The 14,638-nt window shown below is 71.1% G+C and carries 13 protein-coding genes; 9 read left to right on the top strand and 4 right to left on the bottom strand.

What is annotated here, in order from left to right:
• Positions 1-160 precede the first annotated feature (160 nt).
• Together AB0J90_RS20225 and AB0J90_RS20230 are read right to left on the bottom strand one after the other, a co-directional pair.
• On the bottom strand, positions 161-1,552 hold the full coding sequence (locus AB0J90_RS20225) for a HAMP domain-containing sensor histidine kinase (protein ID WP_363597950.1): 1,392 nt from the start codon (positions 1,550-1,552) through the stop codon (positions 161-163).
• 29 nt (positions 1,553-1,581) lie between these two features.
• On the bottom strand, positions 1,582-2,271 hold the full coding sequence (locus tag AB0J90_RS20230; RefSeq protein WP_326559552.1) for a response regulator transcription factor: 690 nt from the start codon (positions 2,269-2,271) through the stop codon (positions 1,582-1,584).
• A 74-nt stretch (positions 2,272-2,345) separates the two neighbouring features.
• On the opposite strand from AB0J90_RS20230, the gene AB0J90_RS20235 reads away from it, so the two are divergent.
• Positions 2,346-3,269 (top strand): ADP-ribosylglycohydrolase family protein, encoded by a 924-nt coding sequence (locus tag AB0J90_RS20235; RefSeq protein ID WP_363597952.1) that lies wholly within the window; start codon positions 2,346-2,348, stop codon positions 3,267-3,269.
• A gap of 15 nt (positions 3,270-3,284) precedes the next feature.
• On the opposite strand, the gene AB0J90_RS20240 is transcribed toward AB0J90_RS20235, so the two are convergent.
• Positions 3,285-4,427, bottom strand: a complete 1,143-nt coding sequence (locus tag AB0J90_RS20240) for a class I SAM-dependent methyltransferase (RefSeq protein ID WP_363597954.1) — start codon at positions 4,425-4,427, stop codon at positions 3,285-3,287.
• 114 nt (positions 4,428-4,541) lie between these two features.
• Between AB0J90_RS20240 and thrS the strand changes: the two genes are divergently transcribed.
• From thrS to AB0J90_RS20255, 3 genes are all read left to right on the top strand, one after another.
• A complete protein-coding gene (gene thrS, locus AB0J90_RS20245; protein ID WP_363597956.1) occupies positions 4,542-6,599 on the top strand; it encodes a threonine--tRNA ligase in 2,058 nt (685 codons plus the stop codon).
• Between the two features lie 154 nt (positions 6,600-6,753).
• Positions 6,754-6,945: a hypothetical protein gene (locus AB0J90_RS20250; protein WP_363597958.1), complete on the top strand. Its 192-nt coding sequence runs from the start codon at positions 6,754-6,756 to the stop codon at positions 6,943-6,945.
• Positions 6,946-6,961: 16 nt separating this feature from the next.
• Entirely contained in the window at positions 6,962-7,504 is a 543-nt protein-coding gene (locus tag AB0J90_RS20255; protein ID WP_363597960.1) for an HIT domain-containing protein, read from the top strand.
• A 22-nt stretch (positions 7,505-7,526) separates the two neighbouring features.
• Here AB0J90_RS20255 and AB0J90_RS20260 read toward each other — a convergent pair whose 3' ends face one another.
• Positions 7,527-9,695, bottom strand: coding sequence for an elongation factor G-like protein EF-G2 (locus tag AB0J90_RS20260; protein ID WP_363597962.1), 2,169 nt, complete (start codon positions 9,693-9,695; stop codon positions 7,527-7,529).
• A 327-nt stretch (positions 9,696-10,022) separates the two neighbouring features.
• Between AB0J90_RS20260 and pgsA the strand changes: the two genes are divergently transcribed.
• From pgsA to pdxS, 5 genes are all read left to right on the top strand, one after another.
• Positions 10,023-10,670 carry a phosphatidylinositol phosphate synthase gene (gene pgsA / locus AB0J90_RS20265; RefSeq protein ID WP_363597964.1) on the top strand — a complete coding sequence of 216 codons (648 nt, stop codon included), beginning with the start codon at positions 10,023-10,025 and terminating at the stop codon, positions 10,668-10,670.
• Between the two features lie 37 nt (positions 10,671-10,707).
• Positions 10,708-11,640, top strand: coding sequence for a phosphatidylinositol mannoside acyltransferase (locus tag AB0J90_RS20270; RefSeq protein WP_363597966.1), 933 nt, complete (start codon positions 10,708-10,710; stop codon positions 11,638-11,640).
• A gap of 14 nt (positions 11,641-11,654) precedes the next feature.
• Positions 11,655-12,815, top strand: coding sequence for a glycosyltransferase family 4 protein (locus AB0J90_RS20275; RefSeq protein WP_363597968.1), 1,161 nt, complete (start codon positions 11,655-11,657; stop codon positions 12,813-12,815).
• A gap of 83 nt (positions 12,816-12,898) precedes the next feature.
• Positions 12,899-13,459, top strand: coding sequence for a hypothetical protein (locus tag AB0J90_RS20280; protein ID WP_363597970.1), 561 nt, complete (start codon positions 12,899-12,901; stop codon positions 13,457-13,459).
• 255 nt (positions 13,460-13,714) lie between these two features.
• Positions 13,715-14,632, top strand: a complete 918-nt coding sequence (pdxS, locus tag AB0J90_RS20285; protein WP_326559542.1) for a pyridoxal 5'-phosphate synthase lyase subunit PdxS — start codon at positions 13,715-13,717, stop codon at positions 14,630-14,632.
• Positions 14,633-14,638: the final 6 nt, after the last annotated feature.

Below are 14,638 nucleotides of genomic sequence, written 5' to 3' on the forward strand. Positions count from 1 at the left end.
TAATCCAGACCTAAGCTGAACTTGAAGATTTCTTACTGATTTCCGGTAAGGCAGCGGACACCGACCCTCCACAGTGGGGAGTCGGTGTCCGGGGATCCGTGGACAGTGGACGGGCGGTGGGTCCGACCCGGCGACGTCCGGGAACGGGCGAGCGGCGCGCTCAGTTCTCCGTACCGCCGGATTTTGCCTGGCGGCGGCCCTTGCCGTCGCGTTCCCGGGCCAACCGGCCGACCAGCCCGAAGCGGCTCACCTGGCGCGGCGTCGCCTCGGGATCGGCGAGCAGCATCACCACGCTGGCCCCGCCGAGCCGGGCCCGGTCGATGCTGACCGAGCCGTTCGCCTGCAACGCCACCCGCCGGGCGATGTCCAGCCCCAGGCCGGTGGAACCCCGGTCGCTCGCACCCCGGCGCAGGGCCCGATCCGGGTTGGCGATGCCCGGCCCGGCGTCGTCGACCCGGACCGCGATGTAACCGTCCCGTCGGGACACCGCGACCTCGAACGCGGTGCCCTGCGGGGTGTAGCGGAACACGTTGCCGAGCACCGCGTCCAGCGCCGCGGCCAACTCGGCGCGCGGCACCGGTACGGGGATGCGCAACTGGGCGCCGCTGATCCGGTGCGGCCGGTTCTGGTCACCGGCGAGCGCCGCCCAGAACACCATCCGGTCCCGGACCACCTCGCTGACGTCGCACATGCCCGGTTCGGTCTCCTGCACCACCGTCTTGCGGGTCGTGTTGATCAGCACGTCGATCTCACCCTCCAGGGTGACGATCGCCTGCCGGATCCGCCGGATCGTCCGGCGCCGGTCGAGTTCCGCCTCGCTGAACGAGCCCACGCTGGTGTCGTCGGAGTCGAGCGCGTCGGCGTCGAGCCGCAGCACCGTCAGCGGCGTACGCAACCGGTGCGACAGGTCGGCGACCAGTTCACGTTCGTCGGTACGGGACGTGACCAGTCGGTCCGCCATCCGGTTGAAGGCGTACCCGGCCTCGGCCAGCTCCCGGGGGCCGCTCGGCTCGATCCGCAGGTCGAGGTCCCCGTCACCGACCGCGAGTGCGGCCTGGACGAGTCCCCGGGCGGACGCGACCGCGCGGCCGGCGAGCCGGTCCACCACGATCACCGAGACCACCACCAGCCCGATCGCGATGGCGATCAGCGTGAGCCAGCGGCCACCGGCCCCCGGCTCCAGGGCGGAGGAGGGGATGAAGACCTCGACCACCGCGACCCGGTCGCCGAGCGATACCGGTTCCAGCCGGACCACCCCGCCGTCCACGTCGGCGATCACCAGCTCACCGCTGGCGCGGGCCCGGTCGACGTCGTCCTCACTGGCCCGTGGGGTGCCGCCGGTTTCCAGACCGTGCACCACCGGTCGGTCGGCCGGACCGTCGGCGAACTGCCCGATCACCTGGGTGAGCAGCGTCGGGTCGGCTCCTGCGGCCAGCGCCCCGACGACCACCGCGGCGTGTCGCCCGGCGTCGGCGAGCGCGTGCTCCCGCGCCTCCTGCTGCAACGACAGGCCGAGCGGGATGAGGAAGGCGAGTGCGACGATCGAGGTCATGCCGGCCCCGAGGTAGGCCAGCGCCAACCTCAGTCCGGTGCCACCAACCGGAACCCGACCCCCCGCACGGTGCGCAGGTAGCGGGGTTTCGCTGCGGACTCGCCCAGTTTGCGACGAAGCCAGTACAGATGTACGTCGATTGTCTGATCCTCGCCGACCGATGGCTGCCGCCATACCTCCTCCAACAGTTCCCGGCGGGACACTACCCGGCCCGGTCGTGCCGCGAGATAGGCCAGCACGTCAAATTCCTTCCGGGTCAGCGCGAGCGGCACGCCGTCCAGCAGTGCGCTGCGCTCACCCACGTCGACCCGCAGGCCACCGACCTCGTGGACCGCGGGTGCCACCGTACGGCTCGCCCGGCCGGCCCGGCGCAGCACGGTGGTGATCCGGGCGTCCAGGTGCGCGCCGGTGAACGGCTTGACCATGTAGTCGTCCGCGCCGGCCCGCAGCAGCCGGACAACCGACTGCTCGTCGTCGCGGGCGGTCGCGATGATGATCGGCACGTCGGTGATGCCGCGCAGCATCCGTAACGCGTCCGCCCCGTCCAGGTCGGGTAGTCCGAGATCCAGCACCACCAGGTCGGGCGTTTCGGCGGCGACCCGACGCAGGGCGTCGAGAGCCGTACCGACCGCGTGCACCGCGTGCCCACGATCGGCCAGGGAGCGCAGCATCGCGCCGCGCACGACGTGGTCATCCTCGACCAGGAGCACCGTGGCCACCTGAGCACCGTACTGCCCCTGGCAAGTGCGGCGGATTGCGCCCACGTGCCTTTTGCCGGCATGCTCCCCGTACCATGTCCTTCGTACTTGTCGATGACGCGCGACTTGCCCTGGCTAGGGATAGTCTGGCCGGTCTGTCGGTTGGCGACGCCCTGGGCGCGCGATACTTCGTTCCCGGTGCCGGCGTGTCGCCCTGGCGGGACACCCCGCCGCCGGAGAGCCCGTGGCTGTGGAGCGACGACACGGAGATGGCCTGCTCGGTACTTGCCGTGCTCGCCCGGCACGGGACGATCGACCGGGACGAACTCGCCGAGTCCTTCGCGGCCCGGTACGACCCCGGCCGGCGCTACGGTGCCGGCGCGGTCGAACTGCTCGAACTCGTCCGTGCCGGTACGCCGTGGCCGGTCGCCGCCGTGTCCGCGTTCGACGGGCAGGGCTCGTACGGCAACGGGGCGGCGATGCGGGTCGCGCCGCTCGGTGCGTACTTCGGTGACTCCACCGGTCGGGCCGCGGCGCAGGCGACGGCCTCGGCCGAGGTGACCCACGCGCACCCGGAGGGGATCGCCGGTGCGGTGGCGGTCGCGGTGGCCGCCGCGCAGGCCGCTCGCGCCCGGCTCACCGGCTACCGGCCGGAGCCGGACCGGTTCCTCGCCGCGGTCGCCGGCTCGCTCGACCCCGCCGGCCTGGTTCGGCTCGGCATCCAGCGGGCGATCACGCTCGGTGACCGTGTGGCGGTGGAGGTCGCCGACGAACTCGGCAACGGAAGCCGGATCAGCGCCGCGGACACCGTCCCGTTCAGCGTCTGGGTGGCGGCCAGGTACCTCGACGACTACCCGGCGGCGATCCGCGCCTGCGTCGACGCCGGTGGCGACGTGGACACCACGGCGGCGATCGTCGGCGGCATCGTGGCCACGTACACCGGGGTTGGCGGGCCGGGCGGCGTGCCCGCCGACTGGCTCGCCGCCCGTGAACCGCTCCCCGCCTGGCTGCCCTCCTGACCGCCGCTTTCGGCCTCAGGGCAGGCGGAGGACCCAGCGGTAGGCCTGGACCAGGCCGGTGTCGAAGCCCGCGGCGGAGCCCCAGAGGAAGAGCCGGAAGCGGCGGTAGAGCGGCTCGCCCCAGTTGTTCACGATCTCGTCCCGGGCGCCGTCCAGCCGGCTGGCCCACTCCCGGCAGGTCAGGTAGTAGTTGTGCCGGTCGTCGGTCACGCTGAGCAACTCGAACGGCGACCGGGCGACGTGCCGCAGGTACTGGTGCAGCAGCAGCGGGGCCGAGGCGCCGGGGTAGATGTAGCGCTTGAGGAAGGTCGACGCCGCGTGCTTGCGCCGCATCGCCAGCGCGTCCAGGTAGACCCGGCCACCGGGCTTGAGTAGTTCGGCGTACTTGCGCAGGGTGGTGCGGTAGTCGGGCAGGTGCTCGGTGACGCCCATGTTGACGATCGCGTCGAAGCGCTGGTGGGGGGAGTAGTTGAAGATGTGCTCGCGGACCACCCGTACCGGCAGTTGCTCGCGGTTGAACAGGTCGACCAGGTACCGCTCCGACTCCTTGGCCAGGGTGGTCGTGGTGACGTTGATCCCGCGCCGGGCGGCGTGTTCGGAGAACGCGCCCCAGCCGCCGCCGACCTCCAGCACGTGGTCGCCGGGGCCGACCCCGATCGCCTCGATCGCGAGGTCCATCTTCCGGGTCATCGCGTCCTCGAGCGGCTCGTCGTCCGAGGCGAAGACACCCTCGGTGTAACAGCGGTGCCGGGTGTCGAGGAAGGTGAGGAAGAAGGCGGAATCCTCGTCGTAGTGGTGGGAGATCGAGCGCCGGTCGTCCTCCCGTCGGCCCCGGACCAGCGCCGGCAGGAACCGGCCCATCCAGGCGATCGGGTGGAAGTCGGTGAAGAATCCGCGCATCCGCAGCGCCGCGGCGAGGTCACCCTCGACGTCGAGCCAGCCCTGCAGGTACGCGACCGCGACGCCGAACTGGTCCAGCCCGGCCAGTGCCTTCGCGCCACGGGGGTCGCTGATGGTGATGGTGAACTTCGGGTCACCGGTGCCGAATAGGTGTGCCGGCGCGCCGGCGTCCGCCACCGCAAACGGCATTGCCGGTTGGGCGGCGAAAAAGGTCTCGTACCTGCGCTGGAGCGCGCTGACTAAGTCCGCGGGTGCCACCGCGCCAATCTAACGCCGCAGTCGCGTCGCTGGGAGGCGTAAAAGCAGGACCGATAGCATCGGATAGCCGATCCACGGGCGATGCCCGTTATGTCTTAATTGAAGGAGCACACCGTGTCCGCATCCCGTACCCCTGTCGTGGCTGACCCGGTCGTCGTCGCGGCCGGGACCACGGCGGCCGACGCGGTGGCCGCGGCGGGTCTGCCAGCGGCCGGCCCGAAGGCGATCGTGGTCGTCCGGGAGGTGACCGACGACGGCACCGGCCAACTGCGTGACCTCGACTGGGCGCCCGAGGTCGACACCGCCGTCGAGCCGGTCAGCCTGGACTCCCCGGACGGGTTGAAGGTGCTGCGCCACTCCACCGCGCACGTGTTGGCCCAGGCCGTACAGGACGTCTTCCCGGAGGCGAAGCTCGGCATCGGCCCGCCGATCGAGAACGGCTTCTACTACGACTTCGACGTGGCGAAGCCCTTCCAGCCCGAAGACCTCGACAAGCTCGAGAAGCGGATGCAGGAGATCATCAAGTCCGGGCAGCGGTTCCGCCGCCGTCGCTTCGACAGCCTGGACGCCGCGCGTACGGAGCTGGCCGACGAGCCGTACAAGTTGGAGCTGATCGAGGTCAAGGGTGCCGGCGACTCGGCCGGTGGCGCCGGACTGGACGCGGGCGAGGTGATGGAGGTCGGTGCCGGTGAACTCACCATCTACGACAACGTCGACGCCAGCACCGACAAGGTCTGCTGGTCCGACCTGTGCCGGGGGCCGCACCTGCCCAGCACCCGGCTGATCGGCGCGTTCAAGCTGATGCGCTCCGCCGCCGCGTACTGGCGCGGGTCGGAGAAGAACCCGCAGCTCCAGCGCGTGTACGGCACCGCCTGGCCGACCCGGGACGCGCTCAAGGCGTACCTGAAGCTGTTGGAGGAGGCCGCCCGGCGCGACCACCGCAAGCTCGGCTCGGACCTCGACCTGTTCAGCTTCCCCGACGAGATCGGCTCGGGCCTGGCGGTCTTCCACCCCAAGGGCGGCATCATCCGGCGGGAGATGGAGAACTACTCCCGGCAGCAGCACGAGCGGGCCGGGTACGAGTTCGTGAACACCCCGCACATCACCAAGGGCCACCTGTTCGAGACCTCCGGCCACCTCCAGTGGTACGCCGACGGCATGTACCCGCCCATGTCGGTCGAGGGTGCGGACTACTACCTCAAGCCGATGAACTGCCCGTTCCACAACCTGATCTACCGGGCCCGGGGTCGCTCCTACCGGGAGCTGCCGCTGCGGCTGTTCGAGTTCGGCTCGGTCTACCGGTTCGAGAAGTCCGGCGTGGTGCACGGGCTCACCCGCGTACGCGGCATGACCCAGGACGACGCGCACATCTACTGCACGAGCGAGCAGATGCCCGGCGAGTTGAAGTCGCTGCTGAGCTTCGTGCTCGACCTGCTGCGGGACTACGGCCTGGACGACTTCTACCTGGAGCTGTCCACCCGCAACCCGGAGAAGTCGGTCGGCACCGACGAGAACTGGGAGAGGGCCACCGAGGCGCTGCGCTCGGCGGCCGAGGAGTCCGGGCTGGACCTGGTGCCGGATCCGGGCGGCGCGGCGTTCTACGGCCCGAAGATCTCGGTGCAGGTGAAGGACGCGATCGGCCGTACCTGGCAGATGTCCACCATCCAGGTCGACTTCAACCTGCCGGAGCGCTTCGGCCTGGAGTTCCAGGCCTCCGACGGCAGCCGGCAACGCCCGGTCATGATCCACCGTGCCCTCTTCGGCTCGATCGAGCGGTTCTTCGGGGTGCTGACCGAGCACTACGCGGGGGCGTTCCCGGCCTGGTTGGCGCCGGTGCAGGTGGTCGGCATCCCGATCCGCGAGGAGCACACCGGGTACCTCGCCGACTTCGTCGAGGCCCTGCGTGACCAGGGGATCCGGGCCGAGGTGGACAGCTCCGACGACCGGATGCAGAAGAAGATCCGTACCGCCCAGCAGCAGAAGATCCCGTTCATGGCGATCGCCGGTGACTCCGACGTCGAGGCGGGTTCGGTCTCGTTCCGCTACCGCGACGGCTCCCAGCGCAACGGCATCCCACTGGCCGAGGCGGTCGCCCACGTCGTCGACGTGGTCCGCTCCCGCACCAACACCGGCCCCTCCGCCGACCCCGACCAAACCGAACCCGCAGCCTGACCCCCGACCTCGCTCGTTGATCATGAAGTTAGCGACACCGGAGAAGATCGAAAAGAGCGCTAACTTCATGATCAACGGCCTGGTGGTGGGTCTGGTGGGTCTGGTGGTGGTGGGGGGCATTGACGGGGGTTGTTGGGGTTCGTAGTGTGGGCGGGTGGGGAAAGGGCTTTCCTGGACCGACTTCGGCACCTGGTCGTGGCGCGACGCCCGCTACGCCGAGTACCGCAACCGTGGCCCCGGCGCCGCCTCCGGAGCCGACCGGCCGCAGCTCACCGCCGCCCAGGCCGCCGCGCTGACCCCGAGCGCCTACCTGGCCGGTACGGACGGGTGGGATCCGAGGCGCTGAACGTAGGATCACCGGTGTGACAGGGGCGGCGCGGCACACGGACACCGAATTGTCGGACGGGTTGGATCGGCTCTGGACCCCGCACCGGATGACGTACATCTCCGGGCAGGACCAGCCGGCCGAGGGCTACGAGAAACCGTCCGGTTGCCCGTTCTGCCTGGCACCGGGCAAGGAAGGCGACGACAGCCTGGTGGTGGCCCGGGGTGAACGGGTCTTCGTGGTGCTGAACCTGTACCCGTACAACCCGGGGCATCTGCTGGTCTGCCCGTACCGGCACGTGGCCGACTACACCGAGCTGGACGCCGAGGAGACCGCCGAACTGGCCGACCACACGCAGACCGCGATGCGGGTCATCCGCAAGGTCAGCAGCGCGCACGGTTTCAACATCGGGATGAACCAGGGCGGCGTGGCCGGTGCCGGCATCGCCGCCCACCTGCACCAGCACGTGGTGCCCCGGTGGGGCGGCGACGCCAACTTCATGCCCGTGATCGGCCGGACCAAGGTCCTGCCCCAGCTGCTCACCGACACCCGCAAGCTGCTCACCACCGCCTGGCCCTGATCCCCACCGGTACCGGCTCCGGTCAGTGGGCGCCGGTCGCGGTGTGCTCCTTGCGTACCTGCTCGACCAGGTGGGCCGGCATCGGCTCGTAGCGGGCGAACGTACGCGAGAAGGTGCCCGAGCCCGAGGTGAGCGAGCGCAGCTCGACCGCGTAGCGGACCAGTTCGGTGGCCGGCACCTCGGCCCGTACCAGGGTCCGGTCCATCGTCTCCGGGTCCGCCTCGGTGCCCAGCACCCGGCCGCGCCGTCCGGACAGGTCGCTGAGCACCCCGCCGACGGCGGAGTCCGGCACCCGGACGACCACCTCGTCGACCGGCTCCAGCAGGGTCAGCTCACCTTTGTCGGCCGCGTCGCGCAGGGCCAGCGAACCGGCGGTCTGGAACGCGGCGTCGGAGGAGTCGACGCTGTGCGCCTTGCCGTCGACCAGGGTCACCCGTACGTCCACCACCGGGTAGCCGGCGACCAGGCCGCGTTCGAGCTGGGCCCGGACGCCCTTCTCCACGGACGGGATGTAGTTGTGCGGCACGGCGCCGCCCACCACCCGGTCGACGAACTCGAAGCCGGCACCCCGGGGCAGCGGCTCCACCTCGATGTCGCAGACCGCGTACTGGCCGTGGCCGCCGGACTGCTTCACGTGCCGGCCGTGTCCGGTCGCGCCGGCCACCAGGGTTTCGCGCAGCGCCACGCGTACCGGTTCGGTCTCCAGTTCGACGCCGCCCGCGCGCAGCCGGTCCAGGACGACCTCGGCGTGCGCCTCGCCCATGCACCAGAGCACGAGCTGGTGGGTCTCGGGATTGCGTTCCAGCCGCAGCGTCGGGTCACCGGCGACCAGCCTGGCCAGGTTCTTGGCCAGGGTGTCCTCGTCGCTGCGGGTCTTCGCCGCGACCGCCACCGGCAGCAGCGGTTCGGGCATCTCCCACGGCTCGACCAGCAGCGGGTCATCCTTGGCGGAGATGGTGTCCCCGGTCTCCGCGCTGCCGGACTTGGTGATCGCACAGAGGTCACCGGCGACACAGGCGGACACCTCCCGCAACGTCGCGCCGAGCGGGGTGTAGACGTGGGTGATCCGCTCGTCCGCGTCGTGGTCGGGGTGGCCGCGTTCGGCCAGCCCGTGTCCGGAGACGTGCACCGCCTGGTCGGGCCGGAGCGTGCCGGAGAAGACCCGGACCAGCGACACCCGCCCCACGTGCCGGTCGATGGTGGTCTTGACCACCTCGGCGACCAGCGGGCCGTCCGGGTCGCAGTGCAGCGGCGGGCGCGGTGAGCCGTCCACGCCGGTGACCACCGGCAGGTCGTGTTCCAGTGGCGACGGGAAGGCCGCGGTGAGCACCTCGAGCAGGGCGTCGATCCCGACCCCGGTCTCGGCGCAGACCGGCACCACCGGGTAGAAGTGTCCGCGCGCGACCGCGGTTTCCAGGTCGTCGATGAGTACGTCGACGCCGATCTCCTCGCCGTCGATGTACCGGTCCATCAGCGTCTCGTCTTCGCTCTCCGCGATGATCCCCTCGATCAGCTCGTCGCGGGACTCGGCGATGGCGGGTACGTGCTGCGGGTCCGGGTCGCGTACGTCGGCCGGCAGCCCGGAGCTGTAGTCGAAGACCCGGCGGGTGATCAGGCCGAGCAGTCCGGCCGTCGACACCCCGTCGTCGCCGAGCATCGGCAGGTAGAGCGGGACCACGTTGTCACCGAAGAGCCGCTGGCAGAGTGCCACCGCCTCGTCGTAGTCGGCGCGCGGGTGGTCCAGCCGGGAGATGGCGACGGCGCGGGGCATGCCCACCGCGGCGCACTCCTCCCAGAGGTTCACGGTGGCCGCGTCCATGCCACCGGCGGCCGAGACGACGAACAGGGCCGCGTCGGCGGCACGCAGTCCGGCCCGCAGTTCACCGACGAAGTCGGCGTAGCCGGGGCTGTCCAGCAGGTTGACCTTGATCCCGTCGTGCAGGAGCGGCGCGCAGGCGAGGGTGACCGAGCGCTGCTGGCGTACGGCGGCGGGGTCGTGGTCGCAGACGGTGTTGCCGTCGGCGACCGTACCGGCCCGGCTGATCGTGCCGGTGGCCGCTAGCAGCGCCTCGACCAGGGTGGTCTTGCCGGCGCCGGAGTGGCCGACGAGGACCACGTTGCGGATGTCGGCGGGTTCGTCCGCCATCGGCGCGAGGCCGGTGCCGCCCTTGTCCTGACTCTTCTGCGCCATCGGGCGCACCTCCCTCTGCCGGTGGCCGGTCGCTGACGACACGCCGCTGGCCTGCGACGACATGCCGGTGGATGGTGGTGGGCGCCGTGCTGGCGACCGGATGGAACCCACCGGGCGGCGTCCCGACGGGAAGCGGCCCGGGCGCCTCGTGGCGATTTCCTGGGGTAGCCTGCCGGATGCCGGGAACATGACGTTTCGTTGCGTGACCTAGCTCACGTTCCCCTACCCGATCCCACACCCGCGGCGGACGGTACACAACCCCGCAGCGGCAAGTGACACCACCGGGCTTACCACGATCGGCGCGGCGACCGTTATCGTGAGACCGCCATGGCGAAGATCTTCCAAGTATCTGCCCGCGCGGGTCTGGCCCGCGTCATCGAACCGGTCGCCCGCGCGCTGCTGCGCCGCGGCGTGACCCCCAACGCGGTAACCGTGACAGGCACCGTCGGGGTGCTGATCGGAGCCCTCGGCTTCGGCGCCCGCGGCCAGCTCGTCGCCGGTGCCGTCATCGTCACCTTCTTCGCGCTCACTGACCTGCTCGACGGGACGATGGCGCGCATGTCCGGTGGCTCCACCAAGTTCGGCGCCTTCCTCGATTCGAGCATGGACCGGGTGGCCGACGGTGCCGTCTTCGGCGCGGTCGCCTTCTGGCTCGCCAGCGAGGGTGACCAGTGGGGGGTGGCCGGTGCGCTGGTCTGCCTGGTCGCCGGTGGTGTCGTCTCCTACGTGAAGGCGCGGGCCGAGGGGCTCGGGATGACCGCGAACGTGGGCATCGCCGAGCGCACCGAGCGTCTGATCATCGTCGGGATCGGCGGCATCATCCAGGGCGCCGGGGTCCCCCACGCGCTGACCGTCGCGCTCTGGCTGCTCGCCGCGGTGTCGGTCTTCACCGTCGGGCAGCGGATGACCCACGTCTACCGCCAGGCGGCCCAGCAGGCTCAGCCGGCCCCGACCGAGTCGAGCGTGGACCGGTGAGGCGGATGATCGGACCGAGCGCCGGGAACGTGGTCGGGTGAATCTGGTCGAGCTGGGCTATCTGGCCGGCTGGCGGATCACCCGTACGGTGCCGAAGCCGCTGGCCGCGGCCGTATTCCGGCTCGGCGCCGACCGGGCGTACCGCCGGGGTGGCCCCGGGGTGAAGCGGCTGGCGAACAACCTGCGCCAGGTTGTCGGACCGGACCTGCCGCAGGCCGAGTTCGACCAGCTCGTACGCCGAGGGCTGCGCTCGTACGCGCGTTACTGGCTGGAGCTGTTCCGGCTGCCGTCGCTGTCGCACGCCCAGCGGCTGGCCACGTTCGAGCTGGTCGGCACCGAGATACTGGCCGCCGACGTGGCCGCCGGCCGGGGCGCGGTGGTCGCGCTGCCGCACGGCGGCAACTGGGACGCGGCCGGCGCCTGGGTGGCCGCGATGGGCTGGCCGATCACCACGGTCGCCGAGCGGCTCAAACCGGAGGCGATCTACACCCGGTTCCTCGAGTTCCGCCAGGGGCTCGGCATGGAGATCATCCCGCTCACCGGCGGGCAACAGCCGCCGTTCGACATCCTCGCCGAGCGGGTGCGTCAGGGGCACGTGGTGCCGCTGCTCGCCGACCGGGACCTGACCCGCCGGGGGATCGAGGTCCGCTTCTTCGGCGCCCGTACCCGGATGCCGGCCGGACCGGCCCTGCTCGCGCTCAGTACGGGCGCCCCGCTCTACGTCGCCTCGATGTGGTACGAACCGGACAAGGCGCTCGCCGAGCTGATCGGCCCGCTGGAGTTGCCGGACCCGGACAGCGGCACCCTCACCGAGCGGGTACGGGCGCTGACCCAGAATATTGCCGACCATCTCGCGGCCGGTATCGCCCAGCATCCGGAAGACTGGCACATGTTGCAGCGGATGTGGTTGGCCGACGGGGATCGGGCACCTTCGGACCCCGTGACACCAGCCGCACCCGGGCCGGCCTGAGGGGGAGGGCGCAAGTGCGGATCGGCATCGTGTGCCCGTACTCCTTCGACGTGCCGGGCGGGGTGCAGAACCACATCATGGATCTGGCCGAGGCCCTGATCGGTCTCGGACACGAGGTGAGCGTGCTGGCCCCGGCGGACGAGGACTCGCCGCTCCCGGCGTACGTGGTGCCGGCCGGCCGGTCGGTGCCGTTCCCGTACAACGGTTCGGTGGCCCGGATCACCTTCGGCCCGGTTTCGACCGCCCGGGTACGCCGCTGGATCGCCCGGGGTGATTTCGACGTACTGCACGTGCACGAGCCGCTGGCGCTGAGCCTGTCGCTGCTGGCGGTGATGTCGGCGCGCGGTCCGGTGGTGGCGACCTTCCACACCGCGATGACCCGGTCCCGGGCGCTCGCGGCGGCGCAGGGCATGCTCCAGATCGTGCTGGAGCGGATCACCGCCCGGATCGCGGTCAGCGCGCTGGCCCGCAAGGTGCAGGTGGAGCACCTCGACGGCGGTGCGGTGGAGATCCCCAACGGGGTGGCGGTGGCGAAGTTCGCCGATGCCGAACCGTTGCCGGGCTGGCCGGGGGAGTGCGCGCCGGGCAGTGGCGGCACGATCGGCTTCCTCGGCCGGTTCACCGAGCCGCGCAAGGGGTTCGCGCTGCTCCGGGAGGCGTTCGTGGCGATCGCCGCCGAACGACCCGGCCTGCGCCTGCTGGTCGCCGGCCCGGGTGAGCCGGCCGAGTTGATCGAGGACGTGCCGCCGGAACTGCGCGAACGCATCACCTTCCTCGGCCTGGTCTCCGAGGCGGACAAAGCACGCATGTTACGCAGCGTGCACGTCTACGTCGCACCGAACACCGGTGGTGAGTCGTTCGGGATGATCCTCACCGAGGCCATGGCCGCCGGGGCCGCCATCGTCGCCAGCGACCTGGACGCGTTCCGGCGGGTGCTGGACGGGGGCCGGGCCGGGCAGCTCTTCCCCACCGGGGACGCCGAGGCGCTGCGTCGTACGCTCGTCGAACTGCTCGACGACCGGGAGCGCAGGGCGTCCCTGTCGGCGTGCGCGCGGGAGGTCGTGGCGATGTTCGACTGGCCGATGGTTGCCCGCCGGGTTCTGGAGGTATACGCAGCTGCGATCGAGGCCACCGACGGACGGGTGATCGACCAGGAGTGGGTGGGGCCACGCTGAGCCGGTCCGGCGGTCGGCTCGCATGCAGGTGCCGGCGGCGTACAAGCGCCTCCGGCCGGACGGGATGAGGGAGCCGCACGACGATGCCGCACATGTGGTGGTTGGTGGGTGCTGTTGCCGTGATCGCCCTGATCGCGGTCTACCTGTCCTGGACGGCCGGTCGGGTCGACCGGCTGCACATCCGGGTCGCCTCGGCCGCCCGGTCGCTGGACGCGCACCTGCTGCGCCGGGCCGCCGCCGCGGCGGTGCTGGCCGAGGCGCACCTCTCGGTGGAGCTCTACGCGGCGGCCCGGATCGCGCTCGACGCCGGACCGCAGGAGCGGGAGGCGGCCGAGAACGACCTCACCCGGCAACTCCGTTTCACCCCACTGTCGGTGGACGACCCGGCCGCCGAGTCGGTGATCGCGGCCAGCCGCCGGCTCGGGCTGGCCCGCCAGGTCCACACCGATCTCGTACGCGACGCGCTGACCGCGCGCCGTCGCCCCGTCGTACGCCTGCTCCGGATGGCCCGCAAACACGAGCGCCCCACCTACTTCGACGTGGACGACCCCACCCTCTACCCGGTCCCCGCCGCCCCACCCCCACCGGCACCCCCACTGATCCACCCCACCCCAACCCCCGACAACCGCCCCGCCCCCGCCTAACCGCCCACCTTCCCCTCCCCACCCACCCCCAAGATCGCCCCTCCTGTAGAGAAAGAGGGGTTGTTCGCCCCGCCATTGGCCCCTCTTTCTCTACAAGAGGCGCCGCGTGGGGTGGGGGGTTGGGGGAGGGGAGGGGTGGGGTGAGGATGACCACAGGGGAGGCCACGGGTGGGTTGATTGGCTGTCGGACGGCGGTCTGGGCGCGCGTAACATCGGTTGCGGAACGTGAAACCCGCCCCGAGGAGTGACTGAGTCGTGTCCGATTCCGCCGTGCAGCCAGAGTCCGCCAGCCCCGTCGTCGGCAGTGCCCGAGTCAAGCGCGGGATGGCCGAGATGCTCAAGGGCGGCGTGATCATGGACGTGGTCACCGCCGAGCAGGCGAAGATCGCCGAGGACGCCGGTGCGGTCGCGGTGATGGCGCTGGAGCGGGTGCCGGCCGACATCCGGGCCCAGGGCGGCGTCTCCCGGATGAGCGACCCGGACATGATCGACAGCATCATCAACGCGGTCTCCATCCCGGTGATGGCCAAGGCCCGGATCGGCCACTTCGTCGAGGCGCAGGTGCTCCAGGCGCTCGGCGTCGACTACGTCGACGAGTCCGAGGTGCTGACCCCGGCCGACTACGCCAACCACATCGACAAGTGGGCGTTCACCGTGCCGTTCGTCTGCGGGGCGACGAACCTGGGCGAGGCGCTGCGGCGGATCACCGAGGGTGCGGCGATGATCCGCTCCAAGGGCGAGGCCGGCACCGGTGACGTCTCCAACGCGACCACCCACATGCGCAAGATCCTGGGCGAGATCCGCCGCCTCGGCTCGCTCGCCCCGGACGAGCTCTACGTCGCGGCGAAGGAGCTCCAGGCGCCGTACGAGCTGGTCCGCGAGGTAGCCGAGACGGGCAAGCTGCCGGTCGTACTCTTCACCGCCGGAGGCATCGCGACCCCGGCTGACGCCGCGATGATGATGCAGCTCGGCGCCCAGGGTGTCTTCGTCGGTTCGGGGATCTTCAAGTCCGGCAACCCGGAGCAGCGCGCCGCCGCGATCGTCAAGGCGACCACCTTCCACGACGACCCGGACGTGCTGGCGAAGGTCTCCCGCGGGCTGGGCGAGGCGATGGTCGGCATCAACGTCGACGAGATCCCGCAGCCGCACCGCCTCGCCGAGCGTGGCTGGTGAACCCGG

This window comes from Micromonospora sp. NPDC049523, from assembly GCF_040676775.1.
Classification (GTDB): domain Bacteria; phylum Actinomycetota; class Actinomycetes; order Mycobacteriales; family Micromonosporaceae; genus Micromonospora_G.